The 24,698-nt window shown below is 71.9% G+C and carries 26 protein-coding genes; 4 read left to right on the plus strand and 22 right to left on the minus strand.

What is annotated here, in order from left to right; genetic code table 11:
- Position 1: 1 nt before the first annotated feature.
- The 18 genes from lepB (ACQPYE_RS33875) to allB form a co-directional block, all read right to left on the minus strand.
- Positions 2–901, minus strand: coding sequence for a signal peptidase I (gene lepB, locus ACQPYE_RS33875; RefSeq protein WP_498717168.1), 900 nt, complete (start codon positions 899–901; stop codon positions 2–4).
- A gap of 16 nt (positions 902–917) precedes the next feature.
- A complete protein-coding gene (lepB, locus tag ACQPYE_RS33880; protein ID WP_498717169.1) occupies positions 918–1,820 on the minus strand; it encodes a signal peptidase I in 903 nt (300 codons plus the stop codon).
- Between the two features lie 34 nt (positions 1,821–1,854).
- Entirely contained in the window at positions 1,855–2,214 is a 360-nt protein-coding gene (gene rplS, locus ACQPYE_RS33885) for a 50S ribosomal protein L19 (protein ID WP_123745953.1), read from the minus strand.
- Between the two features lie 177 nt (positions 2,215–2,391).
- A complete protein-coding gene (trmD, locus tag ACQPYE_RS33890; protein ID WP_498717170.1) occupies positions 2,392–3,126 on the minus strand; it encodes a tRNA (guanosine(37)-N1)-methyltransferase TrmD in 735 nt (244 codons plus the stop codon).
- The gene (gene rimM, locus ACQPYE_RS33895; RefSeq protein ID WP_498717171.1) at positions 3,116–3,634 is read right to left on the minus strand and encodes a ribosome maturation factor RimM; all 519 of its coding nucleotides are present in this window, start codon (positions 3,632–3,634) and stop codon (positions 3,116–3,118) included. Before rimM ends, trmD begins: the two co-directional genes overlap by 11 nt.
- Positions 3,635–3,642: 8 nt before the next feature.
- A complete protein-coding gene (locus ACQPYE_RS33900; RefSeq protein WP_015104447.1) occupies positions 3,643–3,882 on the minus strand; it encodes an RNA-binding protein in 240 nt (79 codons plus the stop codon).
- Positions 3,879–4,331, minus strand: a complete 453-nt coding sequence (rpsP, locus tag ACQPYE_RS33905) for a 30S ribosomal protein S16 (RefSeq protein ID WP_053720490.1) — start codon at positions 4,329–4,331, stop codon at positions 3,879–3,881. Before rpsP ends, ACQPYE_RS33900 begins: the two co-directional genes overlap by 4 nt.
- A gap of 152 nt (positions 4,332–4,483) precedes the next feature.
- On the minus strand, positions 4,484–5,251 hold the full coding sequence (locus ACQPYE_RS33910) for a LamB/YcsF family protein (protein ID WP_498717172.1): 768 nt from the start codon (positions 5,249–5,251) through the stop codon (positions 4,484–4,486).
- Positions 5,248–6,030 carry a CPBP family intramembrane glutamic endopeptidase gene (locus ACQPYE_RS33915; RefSeq protein ID WP_498717173.1) on the minus strand — a complete coding sequence of 261 codons (783 nt, stop codon included), beginning with the start codon at positions 6,028–6,030 and terminating at the stop codon, positions 5,248–5,250. Before ACQPYE_RS33915 ends, ACQPYE_RS33910 begins: the two co-directional genes overlap by 4 nt.
- 9 nt (positions 6,031–6,039) lie before the next feature.
- Positions 6,040–6,750, minus strand: coding sequence for a CPBP family intramembrane glutamic endopeptidase (locus ACQPYE_RS33920; RefSeq protein WP_498717174.1), 711 nt, complete (start codon positions 6,748–6,750; stop codon positions 6,040–6,042).
- A gap of 155 nt (positions 6,751–6,905) precedes the next feature.
- The gene (locus tag ACQPYE_RS33925; protein WP_498717175.1) at positions 6,906–7,982 is read right to left on the minus strand and encodes an amidohydrolase family protein; all 1,077 of its coding nucleotides are present in this window, start codon (positions 7,980–7,982) and stop codon (positions 6,906–6,908) included.
- Entirely contained in the window at positions 7,979–9,523 is a 1,545-nt protein-coding gene (gene ffh, locus ACQPYE_RS33930; protein WP_498717176.1) for a signal recognition particle protein, read from the minus strand. Before ffh ends, ACQPYE_RS33925 begins: the two co-directional genes overlap by 4 nt.
- A gap of 55 nt (positions 9,524–9,578) precedes the next feature.
- The gene (locus tag ACQPYE_RS33935) at positions 9,579–10,121 is read right to left on the minus strand and encodes an AAA family ATPase (protein ID WP_498717177.1); all 543 of its coding nucleotides are present in this window, start codon (positions 10,119–10,121) and stop codon (positions 9,579–9,581) included.
- Positions 10,122–10,345: 224 nt separating this feature from the next.
- The gene (locus tag ACQPYE_RS33940; RefSeq protein ID WP_498717178.1) at positions 10,346–12,715 is read right to left on the minus strand and encodes a [protein-PII] uridylyltransferase; all 2,370 of its coding nucleotides are present in this window, start codon (positions 12,713–12,715) and stop codon (positions 10,346–10,348) included.
- Between the two features lie 30 nt (positions 12,716–12,745).
- Complete coding sequence (locus ACQPYE_RS33945) at positions 12,746–13,084, minus strand: P-II family nitrogen regulator (protein ID WP_123745943.1); 339 nt, start codon at positions 13,082–13,084, stop codon at positions 12,746–12,748.
- Complete coding sequence (locus ACQPYE_RS33950; protein WP_498717179.1) at positions 13,081–14,424, minus strand: ammonium transporter; 1,344 nt, start codon at positions 14,422–14,424, stop codon at positions 13,081–13,083. Before ACQPYE_RS33950 ends, ACQPYE_RS33945 begins: the two co-directional genes overlap by 4 nt.
- Positions 14,425–14,811: 387 nt before the next feature.
- Positions 14,812–15,810, minus strand: a complete 999-nt coding sequence (alc, locus tag ACQPYE_RS33955) for an allantoicase (RefSeq protein ID WP_498717180.1) — start codon at positions 15,808–15,810, stop codon at positions 14,812–14,814.
- Positions 15,807–17,129: an allantoinase AllB gene (gene allB, locus ACQPYE_RS33960; protein ID WP_498717181.1), complete on the minus strand. Its 1,323-nt coding sequence runs from the start codon at positions 17,127–17,129 to the stop codon at positions 15,807–15,809. Before allB ends, alc begins: the two co-directional genes overlap by 4 nt.
- A gap of 227 nt (positions 17,130–17,356) precedes the next feature.
- On the opposite strand from allB, the gene uraD reads away from it, so the two are divergent.
- Genes uraD through pucL form a run of 3 tightly spaced genes read left to right on the plus strand, consistent with a single transcriptional unit; the run spans position 17,357 to position 19,032 of the window.
- Positions 17,357–17,845: a 2-oxo-4-hydroxy-4-carboxy-5-ureidoimidazoline decarboxylase gene (uraD, locus tag ACQPYE_RS33965; protein ID WP_498717182.1), complete on the plus strand. Its 489-nt coding sequence runs from the start codon at positions 17,357–17,359 to the stop codon at positions 17,843–17,845.
- Entirely contained in the window at positions 17,842–18,150 is a 309-nt protein-coding gene (locus tag ACQPYE_RS33970) for a hydroxyisourate hydrolase (protein WP_498717183.1), read from the plus strand. Before uraD ends, ACQPYE_RS33970 begins: the two co-directional genes overlap by 4 nt.
- 3 nt (positions 18,151–18,153) lie before the next feature.
- Entirely contained in the window at positions 18,154–19,032 is an 879-nt protein-coding gene (gene pucL / locus ACQPYE_RS33975; protein ID WP_498717184.1) for a factor-independent urate hydroxylase, read from the plus strand.
- A 36-nt stretch (positions 19,033–19,068) separates the two neighbouring features.
- Here the strand turns inward: pucL and ACQPYE_RS33980 are convergent, their stop codons facing one another.
- From ACQPYE_RS33980 to aceB, 3 genes are all read right to left on the minus strand, one after another.
- Positions 19,069–19,527 carry an Imm1 family immunity protein gene (locus ACQPYE_RS33980; protein ID WP_498717185.1) on the minus strand — a complete coding sequence of 153 codons (459 nt, stop codon included), beginning with the start codon at positions 19,525–19,527 and terminating at the stop codon, positions 19,069–19,071.
- A 75-nt stretch (positions 19,528–19,602) separates the two neighbouring features.
- Positions 19,603–20,799 carry a DUF6986 family protein gene (locus ACQPYE_RS33985; RefSeq protein WP_498717186.1) on the minus strand — a complete coding sequence of 399 codons (1,197 nt, stop codon included), beginning with the start codon at positions 20,797–20,799 and terminating at the stop codon, positions 19,603–19,605.
- Position 20,800: 1 nt separating this feature from the next.
- Positions 20,801–22,333, minus strand: a complete 1,533-nt coding sequence (aceB, locus tag ACQPYE_RS33990) for a malate synthase A (protein WP_498717187.1) — start codon at positions 22,331–22,333, stop codon at positions 20,801–20,803.
- Positions 22,334–22,417: 84 nt separating this feature from the next.
- Between aceB and ACQPYE_RS33995 the strand changes: the two genes are divergently transcribed.
- A complete protein-coding gene (locus ACQPYE_RS33995) occupies positions 22,418–23,170 on the plus strand; it encodes an IclR family transcriptional regulator (RefSeq protein ID WP_498717188.1) in 753 nt (250 codons plus the stop codon).
- A 150-nt stretch (positions 23,171–23,320) separates the two neighbouring features.
- Here ACQPYE_RS33995 and ftsY read toward each other — a convergent pair whose 3' ends face one another.
- Positions 23,321–24,679, minus strand: a complete 1,359-nt coding sequence (ftsY, locus tag ACQPYE_RS34000; RefSeq protein ID WP_498717189.1) for a signal recognition particle-docking protein FtsY — start codon at positions 24,677–24,679, stop codon at positions 23,321–23,323.
- Positions 24,680–24,698: the final 19 nt, after the last annotated feature.

Genomic DNA, 24,698 nt, shown 5'->3' on the forward strand with positions numbered 1-24,698 from the left:
CCTATCCCAGCCTCGAACCCCGCAACCGCGACCTCACCCGCTTGCCCAGCAGCAGCACCGGCCACGCTGCCGCGAAGCCGACACCGGCGGGCAGGGCGTCCTGCCACGCGGGCGCGCCGATGGCCACGACCTGCGGGTTGTGGTCGCCGACGCCCTGCCAGCGCGCCGGCGGCAGCACGATCACCCGCACCTTGCCCACCACGTTGCCCACCGGCACGAGACCGCCCTCGCGGCCGTCGCCCTGGCACCGCGAGTCGCACGAGTCGTTGCGGTTGTCACCCAGCACGAACAGGTAACCCTCGGGGATCTTCAGCTCGGCGAACGACTCCTGCACGGTGCTGCGGCCCGGCGCCCAGTGCACGTACGGCTCGTCCAGCGGCTTGCCGTCGACCACGACCCGGTTGCGGTCGTCGCAGCACTGCACGGTCTGCCCGCCGACCGCGATCACCCGCTTGACGAAGTCCTCCTCGTTCGCCGCCGGGAACCCCATCAGCGAGCCGAGCCCCTGCACCGCCTCGACCACCGGGTTCGTCGGCTCGGCCGCCACGAAGTCCTGGTTGATCCAGGTGTCGGGGCCGTGGAAGACCACGACCTCGCCCGGCTCGACGTCGGCGAAGTCGTAGACCAGCTTGTCGACCAGCACCCGGTCGCCGAAGCAGCCGTCGGAGCAGCCGTGCAGCGTCTGCTCCATCGACTCCGACGGGATCATGTAGACCTTCGCCAGGAACGACTGGATCAGCACCGCCAGCACCACCGCGACGCCGATCAGGATCGGCAGCTCCTTCCAGAACGACCCCTTGCGCTTGGCCGTCCTGCGCGCGCGGGCACGCCACTGCTCGACCTTTTCCTCGTGCTCCGGTTCCTCGTCGGAGGATCCCCGGGACGATGCGACGTCCACCACCCGGTCAGCGTACCGATCAGGGCTGTGTGGCCCTGGTCAACCGCCTCCGGACCTTGCGGCCGAAGAACACCAGCGGCCACGCCGCGGCCAGGCCGGCGCCGGCCGGGATGGCGCCCTGCCACGCGGGCGCGCCCAGCGCGAGGGCCTGCGGGTTGTGGTCGCCGATGCCCTGCCAGCGCGACGGCGGCAGCACGATGACCCGCGCCTTGCCGATGACGTTGTCCTCCGGCACGGTGCCCGCCAGGCCGCCGCCGCCCTGCTTGCGGGAGTCGGTGGAGTTCGTGCGGTTGTCACCCATCACCCAAAGGTGTCCTTCGGGGACCTTGACCGGCTCGAACGGGTCGTGGTTCTCGGGTGACGTGCCGGGCTGCCAGTAGATGTACGGCTCGTCCAGCGGCTTGCCGTCGACCTTCACGCGGTGCTGGTCGTCGCAGCACTCGACGGTCTGCCCGCCGACCGCGATGACCCGCTTCACGAAGTCGCGCTCGTCCGGCGGCGCGAGGCCGACCAGGGAGGCCACCGACTGGATGCCGGCCACGATCGGGTTGTCCGACCGGCCGGAGTTGAAGTCGTTGTTGCCCCACGTCTCGGGGCCGCGGAAGACCACGACCTCACCCGGCTCGATGTCGGTGAAGTCGTAGACCAGCTTGTCGACCAGCACCCGGTCGTTGTTGCACCCGGGGCAGCCGTGGAGCGTCTGCTCCATCGACTGCGACGGGATCACGTACACCCGCGCCAGGAAAGTCTGGATCAGGATGGTGAGGACGAGGGCCGTGGCACCGAGCACGAGGAGTTCGCGCCAGAGCGGGGGCTTCTTCTTGTCCTTCTTCGACTTGCCGCCCGCAGTCGAGTCCGGGCTGGACTCGACTGCGGGATCCTGACCGTCTTCGTCAGCGGAGCGGTGCACTGGATCTGCCACGTGGGCAGGCTACTGCTTCCGCGTGTGTCCGGCGTCAGGAGGCCGGACGTGCCTCGCGCTTCTCCTTGATCTTGGCGGCCTTGCCGCGCAGGTCGCGCAGGTAGTACAGCTTCGCGCGGCGGACGTCGCCGCGGGAGGCGACCTCGATCTCGGCGATGTTCGGGGAGTGCACCGGGAAGGTGCGCTCGACGCCGACACCGAACGAGACCTTGCGGACGGTGAAGGTCTCGCGGATGCCGCCGTTCTGCCGGCGGATCACGACGCCCTGGAACACCTGGACCCGCTCGCGGGAGCCCTCGATGACGCGGACGTGGACCTTCAGCGTGTCGCCCGGCCGGAAGCTGGGGATGTCGGAGCGCAGCGACTGGGCGTCAAGAGCGTCCAGGGTGTTCATCGGTGGTCCGTCCTCGTCCTCACGTGTATTGCGTACTCCCCCGAGGCGCGGCCGAACTCAAGTCACACACGCGCGGGGGCGGGCCTGGCGCACGCCGGATGAGTTGAACCGGGTGCAGCAACCTGTCCAGTGTGCCAGACGAGGGGCGGCGGCACGAAATCGCCCCTCGGCCGGCCCTCAGTCCAGCTCGTCGAGCAGCTTGCGGTCGTGCTTGTCGAGCGCCCCTTCGGGCAGGGCGTCGAGCAGTTCGGGGCGGCGTTCGCGGGTGCGGCGCAGCGACTGGTCGCGCCGCCAGCGGTCGATCGCCCGGTGGTTGCCCGAGCGCAGCACCTCCGGCACGGCGAGGTCGCGCCACACCTCGGGCCGGGTGTAGCTGGGTCCCTCCAGCAGGCCGTCGGAGAACGAGTCCTCGGCGGCCGACTTCGGGTTGCCCAGCACGCCGGGCAGCAGGCGGACGACGGCCTCGACCATCACCAGCACCGCCACCTCGCCGCCGACGAGCACGTAGTCGCCGATGGAGACCTCGTCCACGCGCGTCCGGCGCGCCGCGTCGTCCACCACCCGCTGGTCGATGCCCTCGTACCGGCCGCAGGCGAACACCAGGTGCTCCTCGGCGGCCAGGTCGTGCGCCAACCGCTGGGTGAACGGCCGGCCGGCCGGCGTGGGCACGATCAGGCGGGTGGCCGGGGTGACGACCTCGTCCAGCGCCTCGCCCCACACCTGCGGCTTCATCACCATGCCGGGACCGCCGCCGTACGGGCTGTCGTCGACGGCCTTGTGCACGTCGTGCGTCCAGTCCCTCAGGTCGTGCACGCCGACGCTGATCAGGCCCTTGTCGATCGCCTTGCCCAGCAGGGCGGCGCGGAGCGGGTCCAGGTACTCCGGGAAGATCGTGACGACGTCAATCCGCATCGAGCAGACCCTCGGGCGGGTCCAGCACGACGCGCTTGCCCGCGATGTCCACGGTCGGCACGATCTCGCGCACGAACGGGATCAGGGTCTCGTCCCCGTTCTCGCGCTTGACCACCAGCAGCTCGCCGCCCAGCCCGTGCACGACCTCCAGCACGGTGCCGATCCTGGTGCCGTCCGCCAGCTCGGCGGACAGCCCTTCGAGCTCGTGGTCGTAGAACTCGTCCGGGTCGCCGGTGGGCGGCAGGTCCTCGGTGCTGCCGAGCAGCAGCGTGCCCCGCAGCGTCTCGGCGACGTCACGGGTCAGCACTTCCTCGAAGCGCACCAGCAGCCGCCCGGAGTGGTTCCGGGCGGCTGCGACGGTGAGGTCGCGGGAAGTGCCGTCGCGCAGTTTGGCGGTCAGCACCGAGCCCAGCGCGAACCGGGTCTCGGGTGAGTCCGTGCGCACGTCGACCGCGAGCTCGCCGCTGATCCCGTGCGCCTTGGCCACTCGGCCGACGACAACGTCCATGTGCGCGTTCAGCGGTCGGTGTCGACCACGTCGACACGCACGCCACGACCACCGATGCCGGCCATCACGGTGCGCAGGGCGGTCGCGGTGCGACCGCTGCGGCCGATCACCTTGCCGAGGTCGTCCGGGTGGACGTGAACCTCGAGCGTGCGACCACGTCGGGTCGTGACCAGGTTCACCCGGACGTCGTCCGGGTGGTCGACGATGCCCCGAACGAGGTGTTCGAGGGCGTCAGCCAACAAACTCACGCCTCGTCCTTGGCAGCCTCGGGAGCGGCCTCGGCGTCAGCCTTCTTGGCGTCGTCCTTCTTGGCCGACTTCTTCTTCGGGGTGGTCGCCTCGGTGGACGGCGCGTCGCCCGCGGCGGCCAGCGCGGCGGCGAACAGCTCCGCCTTGCTGGTCTTGGGCTCCTTGACCTTCAGCGTGCCCTCGGCGCCCGGGAGGCCCTTGAACTTCTGCCAGTCACCGGTGATCTCCAGCAGGCGCTGGACCGACTCGGTCGGCTGCGCGCCGACACCCAGCCAGTACTGCGCGCGGTCGCTGTCCACCGCGATGAACGACGGCTCTTCCTTGGGGTGGTACTTGCCGATCGTCTCGATGGCCTTGCCGCTGCGGCGGACGCGGGCGTCGGCGACGACGATCCGGTAGTACGGCTGACGGATCTTGCCAAGCCGCTGAAGCTTGATCTTGACGGCCACGGGTGTGGGTGCTCCTCGTGCTCTGTGTGCTCAGGTGCGGGCAGTCCTCACCCGAGTGGGGCGCGGGTGGTGAATGCCCAGATGTCTGGGGCGCCATGGCACGGTGAGAGGGACCGACCTCGGCGAACAACCAACCATTCTGCCAGACAGGTCTACCGGTGGACGAATCGGGCCACGGGGACGCCCGCGTCGGCCAGCGCCGCGCGGACCTTCGTCGCGTGCTCGACCGCGCCCGGGGTGTCGCCGTGCAGGCAGATGGAGTCGACCTCCGCCTCGACCACGGAGCCGTCCACGGCGACCAGCTCACCGCGTTCGGCGAGCCGGAGCACCTGCGCCAGCACGGCGTCCGTGCTGGTCAGGACCGCGTTCGGCGCGGTGCGCGGCACCAGGGTGCCCTCGGGCGTGTACGCGCGGTCGGCGAACGCCTCCCGCACCGGGCGCAGGCCCGCCCGTCCGGCGTGGTGGAGCAGGCGTGAGCCCGGCAGCCCGAGGACGGGCAGGTCGCCGAACGCCTTCACGCCCTCCACGACGGCCCGCGCCTGCCGGTCGTGGTGCACGGTGGCGTTGTAGAGCGCGCCGTGCGGCTTCACGTACTCGACCGAGGTCCCGGCCGCCTTGGCGCACGCGTCGAGCGCCCCGATCTGGTAGAGCACCTCGTCGGCCAGCTCGGACGGGTCCGCGTCGATGAACCGGCGGCCGAAGCCCGCCAGGTCGCGGTAGGAGACCTGCGCGCCGACCGCCACGCCCGCCTCCGCCGCTTGGCGGCACACCCGGCGCATGGTCGACGGGTCGCCCGCGTGGAAGCCGCAGGCCACGTTCGCGCTGGTCACGATGCCGAGCAGGGCTTCGTCGTCGCCGAGGCGCCAGATGCCGAAGCCCTCGCCGAGGTCGCTGTTGAGGTCGATCGCGCGAGTGCTCACGCGGGCATCACCCCGACGGAGACGAGGAGGAGGGTCAGGCCGGGCAGGAAGTTGTTGATCACGTGCGCCACCACGCTCGCGGTGAGCCTGCGGGTGATGAGGCGGGCGATGCCGATGGGCAGCGCGATGACGATGAGCAACGACGTCCGCAGCGGTTCGAGGTGGCTGGCCGCGAAGATCAGCGTGGTCAGCACGAACGCCGCCCACCGGCTCCAGCGCTGCCGCTCGATCGCGCCCCACAGCAGGCCGCGGTAGATCACCTCCTCGCACACCGGGCCCACGAAGCACACGTAGACGAACATCGCCACGGCGGCGGCCAGCGGCAGCCCCGCGCCGTCCACGAGCTCGCCGATCGCCGAGGTGGCGTTCTTGTCGCCGACCACCTTCGACCAGATCACCGCGGCCACGTAGGTGAGCACCAGGCCGAGCGCGCCCAGCTTGAGCCCGACCTTCACGTCCGCCCAGTCCCAGGCGAGCCGGAGGTCCTGGAACGGGCCGTTGCCGCGCAGGTAGGTGATGGTGACGGCGACCGCCGCGGCCAGCACCGTCGGCACCATGGAGCCGATCAGGACGAAGCTCACCGACGAGCCGAGGTCGGTGCCGGACGTGCGGGCCACCGCCGTGACGAACACGGCGCTGAGGACGAAGACCGCCTCGACGAGCAGGAACGCCCCGAAGCCCCACCGCTGGCCGGCGTCCACCGCTTCCGGCTCGCGCCCGACCGCGCGGACGCTGGCGATCAGGCCTGGGGGCGGTTCATCCGGTCGTGTCACAGCCATCCACCCTAGTCAGCCGGTGTAGAGGTAGACGGCGGGCAGCAGGTTGTTCGTCGCGTGGGCCACCACGCTCGACGCCACCCGGCCGGTGATCATGCGGGCCGCGCCGATGGCCAGCCCCTGCGCGAACAGGCCGAGCACGCGCCAGCTCTCCTCGTGCAGGAACGCGAAGACGACGGCGGTCAGCGCCAGGATCGCGATCCTGGGTATCCGGTAGTGGGCCAACGCCTGCCACAGCGCCCCCCTGGTCAGGATCTCCTCGGTCAGCGGAGCGCCGAGGAAGACGAACAGCGCCGCGGCGGCCAACCAGACCGTGCGACCGCCGGAGAGCGCCTCGATCTCGTCCAGCGAGCCGGACCGGTCCGGGTTGATGCGCAGCAGCAGCGCGCCGATGAGCCACGCGGCCAGCAGCGCCGCGCCGCCGGCGGCCACGCCCACCTTCAGGTCGCGGAGGGTGGGCACCAGGCCGAAGTCCTTGTTGGGCCCGTCGCCCCGGTACCACGAGATGACGACGGGACCGAGGCCGAGCAGGACGTTGGGCAGGAAGACCAGCAGCAGGAGCGGGCCGAGCACCGGCGGGTCGGTGACGTCCACCTCGGCGAAGCGGTCGGCCGTCGCGGCGGTGAAGGCGAGGATGGCGAGGTGGTAGCCGCCGAGACCGGTGAAGAACGCGAGGAAGCCCCAGTGCGCCCGGCCGGTGTCCTGGTCCCGCTGTTCCTCCACTCGTCCGAACGTAGTGGTCCGGTGGGGCGGAGTGCTGCCCGAGGCCGTTCAAGATCACCCTGACGGCCGCAGCGCCCACCTCGGGTGGCGGAAGAACTCCTCGTCACCCGGCCCGGTGACGGATTTCCTACCGCCGGGTGACGGTGCGGTCGAGGTCAGGCGTGGATCCGGCCGCGCAGCATGACCAGCTTCGGGTGCCGCAGGGCGTCGAGGTCCTCGCGCGGGTCGTCCTCGTAGACCACGACGTCGGCCGCGGCGCCCTCGGTCAGCGACGGGAAGCCGAGCCACTCGCGGGCGGCCCAGGAGGCGGCGCCCAGGGCCTGCGTGGCGCTCAGGCCGACGCCGTGCAGCGCCTTGACCTCGTCCACGATCCGGCCGTGCTCGATGCCGCCGCCCGCGTCCGTGCCCGCGAACACCGGCACGCCCGCCTCGACCGCCTTCGCGATGGTCTCGGTGTTGCGCTGGTACAGGTGCCTCATGTGCCCCTGGTAGGCCGGGTACTTGTCCGCGCCGGCCGCGATGGCCGGGAAGTTCTCGATGTTGATCAACGTCGGCACCAGCGCGGTCCGGTTGCGGGCCATCTGCGCGATCGTGTCGTCGGTCAGGCCCGTGCCGTGCTCGATGCAGTCGATGCCCGCGTTGAGCAGGGCGGGCAGGGCGTCCTCGCCGAAGACGTGCGCGGTGACCCTGGCCTTGTTCTCGTGCGCGACCTTGATCGCCTCGGTGAGCACGTCCTCGGTCCACAGGGGCGCGAGGTCGCCGGTGCCGCGGTCGATCCAGTCGCCGACGAGCTTCACCCAGCCGTCGCCGGCGGCGACCTGCTCGGCCACCGCGGACGGCAGGTCGGCCGGGTCCTCGATCTCCACGCCCAGGTACTTGATGTACCGCTTGGGCCGGGCCAGGTGCCTGCCCGCGCGGATGATGCGGGGCAGGTCGAGGCGCTCCTGCAGCGGTCGCGTGTCCAGCGGCGAGCCGCAGTCGCGGATGAGCAGCGTGCCCGTCCGCCGGTCGGCCAGCACCTGGTCCACCGCCTCGGGCAGGTCGACCGCGCCCTTGGCGCCCAGGCCGACGTGGCAGTGCGCGTCGACCAGGCCGGGCACCAGGTACCCGCCGCTGCTGACGGTGGTCGCGCCGGGCACCGGCTTGGTGCGGATCCGCCCGTTGACCACCCAGACGTCCCGCGGGTCACCGCCCTCGGGGAGGACCACGCCCCGCAGGTGCAGGCCGCTCACTTGTCGAACTTCAGCTTCGACGGGTCGAAACCGGGTGGGAGCTGGTCGAAACCGCCCAGTCCCGGTGGCAGCGCGGGGCCGCCGCCGCCCTGGGGGGGCAGGCCGGGCATCCCGGGCACCATGCCGGGCATGCCGGGGAACCCGCCGCGCACCTTCGGCGGCGTGGGACCGCGGCCCTTGCCCTTCTTCCCCTTCTTGCCCTTGCCCTTGCGGTTGTTCTTGTTGCCGCCCGGCAGGCCGAAGCGGCCGGCCATCTGGCTCATCATCTTGCGCGCTTCGAAGAAGCGGTTGACCAGGTCGTTCACGTCGCTGACCCGGACGCCCGAGCCGTTGGCGATGCGCAGCCGGCGGGACGCGTTGATGATCTTCGGGTCGTCGCGCTCGGCCGGGGTCATGCCCCGGATGATCGCCTGCACCCGGTCCAGGTGCTTCTCGTCCAGGTTGGCCAGCTGGTCCTTCATCTGGCCCGCGCCGGGCAGCATGCCGAGCAGGTTCGCGATCGGGCCCATCTTGCGCAGGGCCAGCATCTGCTCCAGGAAGTCCTCGAGCGTGAGCTGGCCGGAGCCCATCTTGACCGCGGCGGCCTCGGCCTGGTCGGCGTCGAACGCCTGTTCCGCCTGCTCGATGAGGGTGAGCATGTCGCCCATGCCCAGGATCCGGCTCGCCATCCGGTCCGGGTGGAAGACGTCGAAGTCCTCCAGCTTCTCACCGTTCGAGGCGAACAGGATGGGCCGGCCGGTGACCTCGCGGACGCTGAGCGCGGCGCCACCCCGGGCGTCGCCGTCGAGCTTGGTGAGCACCACGCCGGTGAAGCCGACGCCGTCCTGGAACGCCGTGGCGGTGTTCACCGCGTCCTGGCCGATCATCGCGTCGACCACGAACAGCACCTCGTCGGGCTGCACGGCGGCGCGGATGTCCACGGCCTGGCGCATCATCTCCTCGTCGACGCCGAGGCGGCCCGCGGTGTCGACCACGACGACGTCGTGCTGCGCCCGCTTGGCTTCCTCGATGCCCTTGCGGGCCACGTCGACCGGGTCGCCGACGCCGTTGCCCGGCTCGGGGGCGAACACGGGCACGCCCGCGCGCTGGCCGACCACCTGCAACTGGGTCACCGCGTTGGGGCGCTGGAGGTCGCAGGCCACCAGCATCGGGGTGTGGCCCTGCGCCTTGAGCCACTTGGCGAGCTTGCCCGCCAGGGTGGTCTTGCCGGCGCCCTGCAGACCCGCGAGCATGATCACGGTGGGCGGGTTCTTCGCCAGGTTGAGCCTGCGGGTCTCCCCGCCGAGGATCCCGACCAGCTCCTCGTCGACGATCTTGACGACCTGCTGGGCAGGGTTCAGCGCCTGGCTGACCTCGGCGCCCTTGGCGCGCTCCTTGACCTTCGCGATGAACGTGCGCACCACGGGCAGCGCGACGTCGGCCTCCAGCAGCGCGACCCGGATCTCGCGCGCGGTCGCGTCGATGTCGGCCTCGGACAGCCGCCCCTTGCCCCGCAGGTTCTGCAGGACCGAGGTGAGCCGGTCGGAAAGGGTGTTGAACACGATGCCGCCAGACCTCGCACGTCGTCGGTGGGTTCCTCGCACTCAGGGTAGCCGTTCACCCCGGCGTCACCGACAGGCGCAGGTGGTCGCGACGGGTCAGCAGGGTCAGGCCCTGCCAGCCGCGCGGCGGCACGCCCTCGGCGAACCGGGTGCGCAGCCGGGCCGCGCGGCGCACGTGCCGGGAGAAGGACCGCGACCGGATCAGCCTGCCCCGCTGGACCTGGCCGGACAGGGCCTGCTCCGGGCTCGCGTCCAGCCACAGGAAGTGCCGCGGCCGGTTGGTGAGCACCCCCACGGCGACCAGGCCGGCGCGGGTGGTCGGGCGGGTGGACGGCTCGTGCACGAGCAGCAGGCCGCTGGTGGTGATCGCGAACCACACGATCCGGGCGCGGTGCACGAAGTGCACCAGCGGGCGGTAGAGCCGGTACGGGAGGGACTTCGGGAAGAAGGCTCGGAGACTGGTCCGCACCTGGTCGGAATCGAGCACGACGGCGGGCGCGCCGTCCGTGTCGGCGGCGGCGAGCAGCGTCGACTTACCCGCTCCCGGCAGTCCGGCCAGCACGACCAGCGAGCGCGGCCTCACGGCGACAGCGGTCATCGCATCCATACTAAAGAGACGTTTCGGACGTCCACGAGTTCCGGTGTGATCGGGAGCGGCCCAACCCCTCGACAGGCCGCTCCCGACCACTCGGTGGCGATGACCCCGCCGGTGCCCCCCGGTCCACGCGGGCCCCCCGCGCCACGGGGAGAAGCTTCCCCCGGCACGGGGGTCCACCGGCAGCGTGAGCACCCTCGGTCGGTTGTGCGTAGACCTACGCAACCTCAGCGCGCGGCCAGCAGCACGGCCCGCTCGATCCGGCGCCGACCGCTCTCGTCCATGCCGCCGGGCACGGTGATGGCGAACGAGTCCACCACCGTGGAGCCCAATGTGGACACCCTCGACCACACGATGTCCACACCGGACTGCTCCAGCGCGTCCGCGACGTGGTGCAGCAGCCCGATCCGGTCCGCCGCGCGCAGTTCCAGCACCACCGCGCCGGTCGACTCGTCGTCGAACCAGAGCACCTTCGGCGGCGGCGGGTCCTGCGGCGGGCCGCCGTAGTCGCGTTCCTTCGCGGCGAGCTTGTCGGCCAGCGCGAGGGAGCCGTCCAGCGCCCTGGTGAGCTGTTCGCGCAGCAGGGTCACGTCCGGCAGGGAGCCGAACCTGGGCGACACGGTGAACACGTCGACCGCGGCTGCGCCGGAAGAGGGGTCACCGTGCGAGCGGAGGGTCGCGGCGTGCACTTCGAGGGAGTTGAGGGCGAGCACGCCCGCCGCTCGGGACAGCAACCCCGGCCGGTCGGGCGCGACCACCGTGACGGTGGCGGAGTGGCCGCCCGGGTCGATCAGCACGTCCGGCCTGCCGCTGTCCAGCACTGCCCGCGCGAGGTCCTGCTGGCGCTGGTCCAACGGCTCGGGCTTGGGCAGCGGGTCGCCCGCCATCGCCGTGCGGCAGCGCGCGACCAGGTCGCTGATCAGCGAGGCCTTCCAGTCCGACCACACGCCCGGCCCGGTGGCCACGGCGTCGGCCTCGGCCAGCGCGTAGAGCAGTTCCAGCAGCACCGGGTCGCCGCCGAGGGTGTCCACCACGCGGCGCACGGTGGCCTCGTCCTCCACGTCACGGCGGGTCGCCGTGTGCGGCAGCAGGAGGTGGTGGCGCACCAGCGCGGTGAGCGTGACCACGTCCTGCGGCCACAGGCCGAGCCGTTCGGCGATCTGCGTGGTGATCGCCGCGCCGACCTCGGAGTGGTCGGCCTGCCTGCCCTTGCCGATGTCGTGCACCAGCGTGCCGAGCAGCAGCAGGTCCGGCCGGGACACCCTGGTCACCAGGCGGGCCGCGTGCGCGGTGGCCTGCACCAGGTGGCGGTCGACGGTCCACGTGTGCGCGGCGTCGCGTGGCGGCAGGTCGCGCACCGCGCCCCACTCGGGGAAGAGCCTGCCCCACAGGCCGGTGCGGTCCAGCGCCTCGACCACGTCGATCAGGCCGGCGCCGGTGCCGAGCAGGGCCAGCAGCTCCTCGCGGGCCTCGGTCGGCCACGGTTGGCGCAGCTCCGGGGCCGAGTCGGCGAGCTTGGCCAGCGTGCCGGCGGCGATCGGGTGCTTGCTGCGCGCGGCGGCCGTGGCGACGCGGAGCAGCAGGGCCGGGTCACGGCTGGGCACGGCGTCACGCGCCAGCGCCACCTCGGAGCCGTGCAGCACGACGCCCTCGTCCAGCGGACGCCTGGCCGGGGCGCGCCTGAGCGGGGAACGGGCGAACACGCCCAGTCCGCGCTTGGGCACCGCAGCGCGCGCTGTGCGCATGGCCACGTCCACGGCGTAGACGATCGTGCGGGCGGCGGACGACATCGAACGGGCCAGCGTGAAGCGGTCTTGCAGGCCCAGCGCCGTGGCGACCTCGTCGCCGTCCTGCGCGCGGAGCACGTCCCGCGGCTTGCCCGCCACCCGGCGCAGCTCGGTGCGCACGTCCAGGAGCAGCTTGCGCGCCTCGTTGACCTCGGCGGACGGCCGGTCGGTCAGCTGCGCCGCGCTCAACGCGTCCAGCAGCGTCACGTCGCGCAGCCCGCCGCGGCCGTGCTTGAGGTCCGGCTCGACGCGGTGCGCGATCTCGCCGCTGCGCGCCCAGCGCCGAGCCGCCGACTCGGCCATCTCGTCCAGCCGCGTGCGCACCCCCGTGCGCCACGCCTGCCGGGCGCTGTCGGTCAGCCGTTGGCTGATCTCCTGATCGCCCGCGATGTGGCGGATGTCCAGCAGCCCCAGCGCGGTGCGCAGGTCACCGGCGGCGACGCGCAGCGCCTCGCCGACCGTGCGCACCGAGTGGTCCAGGCCGATGCCGGAGTTCCACAGCGGGTACCAGAGCTTCTCGGCGATCCCGTCCACGCCCTTGTGCCCGTTGTGCACCAGGAGCAGGTCGAGATCGGAATAGGGCACCAGCTCTCGCCTGCCCAGACCCCCCACGGCGACCAGCGCGACCCCGCCGCCCGGTCCGCCGACGCCCGACTGCGTGGCGTGCGCGGTGAGCCAGAACTCGTGCAGGTCCACCAGCGCCTCGCGCAGCGACTCCCCCGTCAAACGGCGCCGACCTGGCGCGAGCAGCCGATCGCGTGCTCGCACCAGGTCGTCAGCCGTGACGACGGCCGCCTCGGCGTTGTCCATACGGCCGTCTCCCATTCCTACTTCGGATCCCTATAGGGCATCCGAGCCGCGCTCCCCGGTGCGGACGCGGATGACGGTGTCGACGGGCGTCACCCAGACCTTGCCGTCACCGATCTTGCCGGTGCGCGCGGCCTCCACGACGGCGTCGAGGACCTTCTCCACGGCGGCGTCGTCGATCAGGACCTCGATGCGCAGCTTGGGCACGAAGTCCACGGCGTACTCGGCGCCGCGGTAGACCTCGGTGTGGCCCTTCTGCCTGCCGTACCCCTGGACCTCGCTGACGGTCATGCCCAGCACGCCCAGCTGCTCCAGGGACGCCTTCACGTCGTCCAGGGTGAAGGGCTTGATGATCGCGGTGACCAACTTCATGACTTGTTGCTCCCCTCGAGGACCGCAGTGGCGCCGGCGGCGACACTGGGCTTGCTGCCACCACGGGCGCCGATGCCGCTGCCGAACTCGTACGCGGTCTCCGCGTGCTCCGCCTCGTCGATGCCGGCGACCTCGGCCTCCTCGTCGGCCCGGAAGCCGACGGTGATCTTGACCAGGTAGCCGAGCACGAGGCTCAGCACGAACGAGTACGCGAGCACGGCCAGCGCGCCGACGACCTGCCGCCACAGCTGGTCCAGACCGCCACCGTAGAAGAGGCCGTCGATACCCGCCGGGGCGGCGGAGCTGGCGAAGAAGCCGATCAGGATGGTGCCGGACAGGCCACCGACCAGGTGCACGCCCACCACGTCGAGCGAGTCGTCGAAGCCGAAGCGGTACTTGAGGCTGACCGCCAGGGCGCACAGGGCGCCGGTGATCGCGCCGATCGCGATGGCGCCGAGCGGCGTGACCGCCGAGCAGGCCGGCGTGATGGCGACCAGGCCCGCGACGACGCCGGACGCGGCGCCGAGCGTGGTGGCGTTGCCGTCGCGGACGCGTTCCACGAGGAGCCAGCCGAGCATCGCGGCGGCGGTGGCGACGAGGGTGTTGACGAAGGTGACGCCGGCGGTGGTGTTCGCGCCGAGGGCGGAGCCCGCGTTGAAGCCGAACCAGCCGAACCACAGCAGACCCGCGCCCAGCACGACCAGCGGCAGGCTGTGCGGCTTCATCCGGTCCTTCGGCCAACCGACGCGCTTGCCGAGGACGATCGCCAGCGCGAGGCCCGCCGCACCGGCGTTGATGTGGACCGCCGTGCCGCCCGCGAAGTCGATGGCGAGCAGCTTGTTCGCGATCCAGCCGCCCGCGTCGACGACGTTGCCGTCAGCGTCCTTGCCGTCGAAGTCGAACACCCAGTGCGCGACCGGGAAGTACACGAGCACGGCCCACAGGCCGGCGAACAGCAGCCACGGCCCGAAGCGCGCCCGGTCGGCGATCGCGCCCGAGATCAGCGCCACCGTGATGATGGCGAACATCGCCTGGAACGCGACGAAGACGGTGGTCGGGATGGTCCCCGACAACGACTCCTTGCCGAGCAGGCCGTCGAGGCCGAAGAACTCGAACGGCTGACCGAGCAGACCGGCGCCGACGTCGGTGCCGAACGCCATCGAGTAGCCGACCAGCACCCAGAGCACACCGACCACGGCGATTGCGCCCAGGCTCATCATCATCATGTTGAGCACACTCTTCGACCGGACCATGCCCCCGTAGAAAAAGGCAAGTCCCGGCGTCATCAACAGCACCAGTGCGGCACTGGTGAGCACCCAGGCGGTGTCCCCTGTATCCACGTCGACCTCCACTGCACGTCGGTTGCAGGGAGCATCGGCAGGTCCTGTTTCACGCGGTTGCGCCCCAGGTTTCGGGCAGGTGAACTGTCCCGGCCCTGGTGTTACGGGCAGGTTTCGCGGGCTTGAAGCGAGCAGTTCCACCCGCGAGGAGGCCCGGTTGCCACCGAATTTCCGGTGACGGACCGTGCGAGCACAACTCGTCTTTGGGGTGGTCGTGTGATCCCGTGGGGGGACTTGACGACGCTGGGTCACCGGCCATCGGACACCGGTCGGGTGTGGTCGCGGCCGAGCCTGCCAGACCGGCCGGGACCGCCCCCACCGGGTGGCGGGACGGCCCGTGCGACTACGCCGACCGGCCCGGGATGGCCGGGACGACTTCCGCGCTCTTCAGCGCAGCTCCTGGTAGCGCTGGGTGAGCACCCTGAGACCGTCGGCGGTCAACCCGCCGAACAGCCGCAGCCGTGCCATCCCGCCGTCCGGGTAGATGTCGAGCCGCGCGTGGGTGGCCTCGGCGGCGTCCTCGACGCGGAAGCGGTGGCGGGTGTCGGGCTGGAGCCGGGTGCGCGGCAGCACGTCGAACTCCGCGCCGGTGCGCGCGTCGCGGGCCCGGACCGACGCCCAGCCCGGCGCGTTGCCCTTGAAGTGGCTCGTGTCCAGCTCCGCGAGCCGGATCACGCCCGGCGCGGCCAGCTCGACCTCGACCCAGTCGTTGCCGTCGTCACGCCGCCGCGCCGTCTCCCAGCCCTCGCCCATGACCGCGGCCTGGCCGGGCGCGATGAGGTTGCCCGGGTCGCCGTAGAACATGTTGCTGCACCCCGTGATCGACGCGCCGTTCTCCACCGCGGCCAGGTCGAGCGCGTCCGGCACGATCAGGTCGGGGTCGACCACCGGCGTGCCGTGCACGCGCAGCCTGGCCACCCCGCCGTCCGGGCGGATGGTGAGCCGGACGTGCGTGTAGCGGCGGTGCGCGGGCACCTCGAAGTAGTGCTTGCGGTCGCCTCCGAGCGGCGACTCGGGCACCACGGTCTCCCAGCCGGCCAGCTCGTCGGGCGCCGGGTAGCCGGTGGCGGAGGTCGCCTCGACCGACGCGAACGGCGGGTAGTTGCCCTTGAAGAACGCGGTGTCGACCACGACGCCCTCGATCACGCCCGGCAGGCCGAGCCGGACGATCGCCCGGTCCTCGCCGGCCTCCCGGCGGCGGCGCGTCTCCCACCCGTCGTAGACCTGGCCCTTGTGCCCGAACGTGTAGGTCCGGTACTCGGGCTCGGGCTTGCGGATCAGGTTCTCGCGCTCGGCGAAGGACTCGTCGTTGGCCCACACCACGCTGCCGCCGACCGCGCGGCCCGCCAGGTCGGGCAGTCGGGTCCAGCCGGGGACTCCGGTCATGCGTCTCCTCCGTCCGGTCCTCGGCTCGGCCGAGGGCGCTGGAGCAACCGGCCGCGCGGCCGGTCGTCGATCGGGCGACCGCGCAACCACGTCTGCCGCACCACGCCCGCCAGCGGACGGCCGTGGTAGGGCGTGACGGGGTTGCGGTGGCGCAGCGCGGCGCGGTCCACCACGAACGCGTCGTCCGGCGCGAACACGCAGAAGTCGGCGTCCGCGCCGGGCGCGATGCGGCCCTTGGTGGTCAGCCCGACCAGGTCGGCCGGGTTCGCGGCCATCCACCGGACCACGTCGGTCAGCGCGTGCCCGCGTTGCCTGGCCTGGGTCCACACCGCGGACAGGCCCAGCTGGAGGCTCGCGACACCGCCCCACGCGGTGGCGAAGTCGCCCTGCTTCAGCTCCGGGGTGCACGGCGAGTGGTCCGTGACGACGAGGTCGATCAGGTCCTCGCCCAACGCGCGCCAGAGCTGCTCGCGGTTGGCCGCGTCACGGATCGGCGGGCAGCACTTGAACTCCGTGGCGGTGTCGCCGATCTCCTCCGCCACGAACGTCAGGTAGTGCGGGCACGTCTCGGCGGTCAACCGCAGCCCGAGGCTCTTCGCGATCCGCACCTGCCGCACCGCCTCGCCGCTGGACAGGTGCAGCACGTGCAGCCTGGCCCGGGTCTCGTTGGCCAGGTCGACCACGGTGGTGATGGCGTGCTGCTCGGCCCGGTGCGGCCGGGAGTCGAGGAAGTCGCGGTAGCCGGGGCCGGGGTCGGTGACCTCGTCCGGGTCCTCGGCGTGCACGATGGTCAGGGCGTCACGTGCGCGCAACCGCAGCAGCGCCGCTCGCAGCTCGTCCTCGGTGACGTGCGGGAACTCGTCCACGCCCGAGTGGATCAGGAAGCACTTGAAGCCGAACACGCCGGCGTCGTGCAACTCCTCCAGGTCGTCCAGGTTGGTCGGCACGATGCCGCCCCAGAACCCGACGTCGACGTGCGCCTTGCCGCGCGCCGCCTCCCGCTTGACTTGCAGGGCCGCCACCGTGGTCGTCGGCGGCAGGCTGTTGAGCGGCATGTCGACGATCGTGGTGACGCCACCGGCCGCCGCCGCCCTGGTCGCGCTCTCGAAGCCCTCCCAGTCGCTGCGGCCCGGGTCGTTCACGTGCACGTGCGTGTCGACCAGGCCGGGGAGGAGGACTTCGTCGTCGGCGAGCGCCACCACCGTCGCGGCGTCCAGGCGGTCGGCCACCGCGACGATCCGACCGTCCGCGACGCCGACGTCCGCGCGGCGTTCACCGTCCGGTGTGATCACTCGGGCCGCGCGCAGCACCAGGTCCATGCGCCTCACTCTCCCAGCCGGTCGACGGCGATGCGACCAGCCAAACGCGCGGCTTCGGTCCGCGGCCACCGGAACCCGGCCGCGTCGACCCCCGGACGCCGGCACCGCGTCGCGTCTTCCGGGCAGGTCCTCGACGGCGGCGCGAGACTGTTGACACGCTCGGAGGGCGCTCGTAGCGTCCCCTCCTTGCGGAAGCAAGATTCCGCGATACAGAAAAGGGAGCCTCCGTGCCCGATCTGGAAGGGTTCAACTACGCGCCGGCGGCCGAGCTCCGCCCCCTGCTCACCGACTGCCTCGCCGTGCCGCGCTGGGTCGACGCGCTGCTCGCCGACCGCCCTTACGCCGACGTGGACGCGCTGCTCGCCGCGTCGGACCGGCACGCGGACCTGACGGACGACGAGGTGCGCGCCGCCATCAGGAGCCACCCCCGGATCGGGGAGAAGGCCGCGGGAGGCGGGGCGTCCGCGAAGTGGTCGGCCGACGAGCAGTCCGGCGTCACCGCGTCCCTCGCCGACCGGCTGCTCGCCGCCAACGCCGCCTACGAGGACCGGTTCGGGCACGTCTACCTGGTGTGCGCGACCGGGTTGAGCGGTGAGCGGATCCTGACCGACCTCACGTCCCGCATGGGCAACGCGCCGGACGTGGAGCTGCGGGTGGTGAGCCGGGAGCTGGCGAAGATCGCGGCGCTGCGGCTGGGGAAGGTGCTGGCCGCATGACGCGCCCGAAGACGACGTCGTTGTCCACCCACGTGCTCGACGCCGAGGCGGGCCGGCCGCGCGTCGGCGTGCCGGTCCGGTTGGAGCGCGACGGCGAGGTGCTGGCCGAGGGCGTCACCGACGACGACGGCCGGCTGCGGTTCGCGCGGGAGCTCCCACCCGGCGTGCACCGGCTGACGTTCGACGTCGACACGCCGTTCTACCCGGAGATCACGGTCGCGTTCCGGGTCACCGGCGACCCGGCGCACCTGCACGTGCCGATCCTGTTGAGCCCGTTCGCCTTCACCACCTACCGAGGGAGCTGACCGATGGCCATCGTCCTGGGGCCCAACCAGTACGGGAAAGCGGAGAACCGCCTCGTCACGGTGACCCGCGACGGCGCCGTGCACACGATCAGGGACCTCACGGTCGGCACCTCCCTGCGCGGCGACCTGGCGGACACCCACCTGACCGGCGACAACTCGAAGGTGCTGGCGACCGACACGCAGAAGAACACCGTCTACGCCTTCGCCAAGCAGGCGCCGGTCGGCGAGATCGAGGACTTCGCGCTGCGGCTGGGGCGGCACTTCGTCTCGTCGCAGGAGGCGATCACCGGCGCCCGCGTGCTGGTCGACGAGCACGCGTGGGAGCGCATCGAGGGCAACGATCACTCGTTCGTGCGAGGCAGCGACGAGAAGCGCACGACCGCCGTGACCGTCGAGGGCGGACGCGCGTGGGTGGTGTCGGGCGTGCGGGACGTCGTGGTGCTCAAGTCGACCGGTTCGGAGTTCCACGGCTTCCCGCGCGACGAGTACACGACGTTGCCCGAGACCGACGACCGCGTCCTGGCCACGTCGGTCACGGCGCGGTGGCGCTACCAGGGCGAGGACGTCGACTGGGCGGCGAGCTTCGCCGAGATCCGGCGGCTGCTGCTGACGACGTTCGCGACCAAGCACAGCCTGTCGTTGCAGCAGACCCTGTACGCGATGGGCGAGGCGGTGCTGCGGGCCCGGCCCGAGGTGGCGGAGGTGCGGCTGTCGATGCCGAACAAGCACCACTTCGCGGTGGACCTGTCGCCGTTCGGGCTGGTGAACGACAACGAGGTGTTCTACGCCGCCGACCGGCCGTACGGGCTGATCGAGGGCTCCGTGCTGCGTGACGACGCCGAGGACGCCGGGGCCGCCTGGCACACCCTGCCCGCCTTCTGAGCGGCCACTTCCCGTCGCCGCCACCGCTCGACGCCGTCACTTCTCGTGCAGCGCCATGCGTTGCAGCCGCCAGGCGTGGAACAGGTCGGCCTCCTCGTACCAGTCCACGGCGGTCGGCCGGCGCGCGGTGGACATGAACTCCAGCAGGACCTCCCGGTACGTCGTCAGCGGCACGCCCACGCCCGGCGGGAAGTCGGTGTAGGTCTCGTCCACGTACGGCGCGTCGGGCTCGCCCTTCGGCCAGCCGGTGAACTCGTCGTCCACGTAGTTGAGGTAGCCCCACCCGCCGCGGACGGCGAGCACCAGGTTGTGGTCGCTCTCCCCCTCCGCGTCGGGCGCCCGGCCGAAGTGCTCCAGCATCCCGTCATTGCACTCGGGCCGCGCCAAGGCGGCGATGAGCACGTCCACGTCCGCCGCGCACGCCACCACCTGGTAACGGAACTCCGCCCGCTCCAGGTCCGGCAGCCCGGTCCACAACCCGGCCCGCATGGTCATGGACACACCCTGGCCGGTATCGCGTGATCCGGCTTTTCGCTGGTTCGAGGATCACCCCATCCAGCGATACTGTGATCACTCTCTTCTGGCTAGAGCCTGCAATTCGGTCACGGTGAGTCCCGTCGCACGGCGGATTTCGTCCTCGTCCAGGGCACCGCAGTCCAGGGCGCGGATGAACGACGTGGACAGCGCCTGTGCGGTCGCGGGCTCGTCCAGCACCGAGCCGCCGGCCCGTGCCACGTACGCCCTGAGCCGCCGGGCGTCGGCGTCCACGCCTTCGAGGTAGAACGAGTGCACGGCCGCGTACCTGGTCACCAGTTGCGCCGGGTGCAGGTCCCAGCCCTGGTAGAAGCCGTGCGCCAGCGAACGCCGCACCAGCCGGTAGTGCGTGCGCCAGCCCTCGTGCACGTCGTCGCCGACCGGCAGCACGTTGGTGGAGCCGTCGGACAGCGCGACCCCGGTGCCGGCCGCGGACACCTGCATGACGTTGCGCGCGAAGTCGCACGCCCCGTGCGCCAGGTGCTGGTGCGCCGCGCCCAAGCCGCAACCGGCCGTGTAGTCGTACGTGCCGAAGTGCAGCCCGGTGACCCGGCCGCGGCCCGCCTCGATGAACCGGGGCAGGGCCAGCCTGCCCTCGGCGTCCACGATCGACCGGGTCGTCTCGACCTGGATCTCGAACCGCAGCGGCAGCCCGAACAGGTCGAGGACGTCCCCGAGCACCTCCACCTGCGCGACGGAGGTGACCTTCGGGAACGTGATCACGAAACCCTCGGGGGCCTCGCCCAGCGCGGTGAGGAAGACGTCCAGCGTCCGGATGCCGCGCTCGCGCAGCGCCCTCGTGTCGAAGGACTTCATCCGCAGGCCGAACCGCGACGGCGCCGTGCCGTCCCGCAGCCAGTCCCGCACCACGAGCGCGGTGCGTTCGGCGTCCGCGTCCTCCTCCGCGTCGGAACGGGCGCCGTAGCCGTCCTCGAAGTCGATCCGCAGGTCCTCCACCGGCTCGTCGACCAGCTTCGCCCGCACGCGCCCGTGCACGGCCTCCGCCACGTCCGGCGCGAGGTCGAGCACGTCGGCCAGGCCGTCCGGCGCGTGCTCCGCCAACGCCGCAAGCGCTTGCGCACCCCAGTCGCCGAGCGTGGACGGGCTCACCCGGTCGGCGGGCACGTAGCAGGTGTGCACGGGCTGGCGGCCCGCCGGCGCGCGCAGCTCCACATCGGACAGCCGGGCGGTGATCGCGCGCACCGCGTCGGCCGACAACGACGTCCGCGGCACGTCAGCCGATCCGCTCGTAGGCCGGCAGGGTCAGGAAGTCCACGAACTCGTCGGACAGCGCGACCTGCTCGAACAGCTCCACGGCCAGGTCGAGGTGCTCGCCCTCGATGGCCTCCTTCGCCTCGGCCAGCGCGCCGCGCACGAGGTCGGCGGTGACCGGCGTGCCGTCGTCCAGCACCACGTCGTTGTGCACCCACTGCCACAGCTGCGAGCGGGAGATCTCGGCGGTGGCGGCGTCCTCCATCAGGTTGTGGATGGCCGCCGCGCCGTTGCCGCCGAGCCAGGACATCAGGTACCGCACGCCGACGTCCACGGCGGACGTCACGCCCGCGCGGGTCGCGCCGCCGCCGGCGGACTTGAAGTCGAGCAGCTGCTCGGCGGTGACGGACACCTCGGGCCGCAGCTCGTCGAGCTGGTTGGGCTCGTCCCCGAACTTCTGGTCGAAGATCTCCGCGCACACCGGCACGAGGTCGGGGTGCGCCACCCACGAGCCGTCGAAGCCGTCGCCCGCCTCGCGGCGCTTGTCGTCACGCACCTTCGCCAGCGCTTGCCGGGTGACCTCCGGGTCGCGCCGGTTCGGGATGAACGCCGCCATGCCGCCCATCGCGAACGCGCCGCGCTTGTGGCACGTGCGCACCAGCAGTTCGGTGTAGGCGCGCATGAACGGCACGGTCATCGTGATGCTGTTGCGGTCCGGCAGCACGAAGTCCCGGCCGGCGTCGCGGAAGTACTTGATGACGCTGAACAGGTAGTCCCAGCGGCCCGCGTTCAGGCCCGACGCGTGCTCGCGCAGCTCGTAGAGGATCTCGTCCATCTCGAACGCGGCGGGGATCGTCTCGATCAGCACGGTCGCGCGGACCGTGCCGTGCGGGACGCCGAGCCGTCGCTGGGCGGCGGTGAAGACGTCGTTCCAGAGCCGGGCTTCGAGGTGGCTCTCCATCTTCGGCAGGTAGTAGTAGGGCCGGCCGAGCTCGGCGTTGTGGAAGAAGTGCAGGCCGAAGTCGACCAGCGCGCCGATGGCGGGCCTGCCGTCGACCTCGACGTGCCGCTCGGGCAGGTGCCAGCCGCGCGGCCGGACCACGATCGTCGGCCGGGCCACGTCGTCGCGCAGGGTGTAGCGCTTCCCCTCCGGCGAGGTGTGCTCGATCGTGCCGCGAGCCGCGTCGTAGAGGTTGACCTGGCCGGAGACCACGTTGTGCCAGTGCGGCGTGTTGGCGTCCTCCAGGTCGGCCAGCCACACCTTCGCGCCGGAGTTCAGCGCGTTGACGGTCATCTTGCGCTCGGTCGGGCCGGTGATCTCCACCCGCCGGTCGCGCAGCGGTGCCGGCGCTTCGGCGACCCGCCAGTCACCGTCGCGGATCACCTGCGTCTCCGGCAGGAACCCGAGCGGGCGGCGGTCCGCGCGGCGGCGCATCAGGGCGGCGTGCTCTAGCGCGAACGCGCGGTGCAGCTCGGCCACGAACTCCAGCGCGTCCGGCGTGAGGATCTCGTCCCCGCGCTCCACTTCGGCACCCAGGACGCGAACACCGGACATGGAAGCCCACCTCGTTCCGAGTCGGTTTCTACTTCGCGGACTATAGTTTTCACCACGCGGAACGGCAACGAAGGAGTGGTGTCGGTGGCACGAGAGTCCACGGGCGGCGTCCAGTCGCTCCAACGCGCCTTCGACCTGCTCGAACGCCTGGCCGACGCGGGCGGTGAGGCGAGCCTGTCCGAGTTGGCCGTCACCTCCGGCCTGCCGCTGCCGACCATCCACCGGTTGATCCGCACCCTCGTCACGCTGGGGTACGTGCGGCAGAACAGCAACCGCCGCTACACGCTCGGGTCCCGGCTGATCCGGCTCGGCGAGAGCGCGTCGCGGCAGTTCGGCACGTGGGCGCGGCCGTTGCTGGCGCAGTTGGTGGACAAGGTCGAGGAGACCGCGAACCTGGCCGTGCTGGACGGTGACGAGGTGGTGTACGTGGCGCAGGTGCCGTCACGGCACTCGATGCGGATGTTCACCGAGGTGGGTCGTCGGCTGCTGCCGCACGGCACGGGGGTGGGCAAGGCGATGCTGTCGCAGCTGCCGCGTGACGAGGTGCGCGCCCTGCTGGCCCGCACCGGCCTGCCCGCGTACACGCCGAACACCATCACCGACGCCGACGAGCTGCTGGCGTCCCTGGACCGGATCGCCGAGCAGGGCTACGCGCTGGACGAGAGCGAGCAGGAGCTGGGCGTGCGCTGCGTCGCCGTTCCGCTGCACGGCGCCCCGACCCTCGCCGCCGTCTCCGTCTCGGGCCCCGACAGCCGCCTCACCAAGGACTCGCTGACCCGGATCATCCCCGAGGTCCTGACCACCGCCACCCGCCTCTCCACCCACTCCCACCCCTGACCCCCGCGAGAGTCCTACGTTCAGGACGCGAGAGTCCTACGTTCAGGACACCTGAATTCAACGCTCAGCCACTTGCCGCTCGTCGTGAGTGTTGAATTCGGGGTGCGTGAACGTAGGACTCTCGCGCCGCCAACGTAGGACTCTCGCGGGTCAGGTGAGGAGGGCGTCGACGAAGGCGGTCGGCTCGAAGGGGGCCAAGTGGTCGGCGCCCTCGCCGAGGCCCACCAGCTTGACGGGCACGCCCAGCTCGCGCTGGACCTGGAACACGATGCCGCCCTTGGCGGTGCCGTCCAGCTTGGTCAGCACGATGCCGGTCACGTCGACCACCTCGGCGAACACCCGCGCCTGGGTCAGGCCGTTCTGGCCGGTGGTGGCGTCGAGCACGAGGAGCACCTCGTCCACCTCCGCCTGCTTCTCCACCACGCGCTTGACCTTGCCCAGCTCGTCCATCAGGCCGGTCTTGGTGTGCAGCCGGCCCGCCGTGTCGATCAGCACGGTGTCCACACCGGCTTCGACGCCCTGCTTCACCGCCTCGAACGCCACCGAGGCCGGGTCCGCGCCCTCGGCACCGCGGATGGTCGACGCGCCGACGCGCGAACCCCACGTCTCCAGCTGGTCGGCCGCCGCCGCGCGGAAGGTGTCCGCCGCGCCCAGCAGCACGGTGCGGCCGTCGGCCACCAGCACCCGGGCCAGCTTGCCCGTCGTCGTGGTCTTGCCGACGCCGTTCACGCCGACCACCAGCACCACGGCGGGCTTCGGCCCGGACGCGCCGTCGGCGTGCGGCAACGCGTTCACCGCGCGGCGCATCTCCGGGTGCAGGGCGTCGACCAGCACGTCCCGCAGCAACGCCCGCGCGTCCTCGGACGTGCGCACGCCACGCGCCACGATCTGCTCGCGCAGCGCCGTGACGATCTGGTCCGTGATCGCCGCACCGAGGTCGGCCATCAGCAGCGTGTCCTCGATGTCCGTCCACGAGTCCTCGTCCAGGTCGCCCGCGCCGAGCAGCCCCAGCAGGCCCTGCCCGAACGTCGACCGCGACCTCGACAGCCGTCCGCGCAACCGCTCCAACCGGCCGGAGGTCGGCTCGATCTCCTCGATCTCGGAGGCCTGCTCGGGCAGGTCGACCTCGACGAACCCGCGCTTGACCGAGTCGCGCGGCACCGCCGCGTCGTCACCGACCCCCGGCTGCCCGTCGACCTCGGTCCGATCCGCGACGGGGTGCTCTACCGGCTCTACCGGCTCGACCCGCTCGGCGGGAACGGGGGCCGGCGACGCCCCGGAGCGCTCCACGGGCTCGGCCGGTCTGGTCGGCTCGGCCACCGGGGGTGGCGCGGGCTCGTTGAACGTGATGGCGCCACCGGCCCGGTAACCGCCCTTGGCCGGCTTGTCCTGCTCGGGCTCGGTGAGGCTGATCCGCCGGCGCCGCGCCAGCACGACGCCCGTCACGAGGGCGACCGCGAGGAGTACCGCGACGACGACGATGATCCAGATCAGGGACGTGGTGGACACGGCGCAATCCTCGCACGCC

It is taken from the genome of Actinosynnema sp. CA-299493, assembly GCF_050946825.1.
Classification (GTDB): Bacteria; Actinomycetota; Actinomycetes; order Mycobacteriales; family Pseudonocardiaceae; genus Actinosynnema.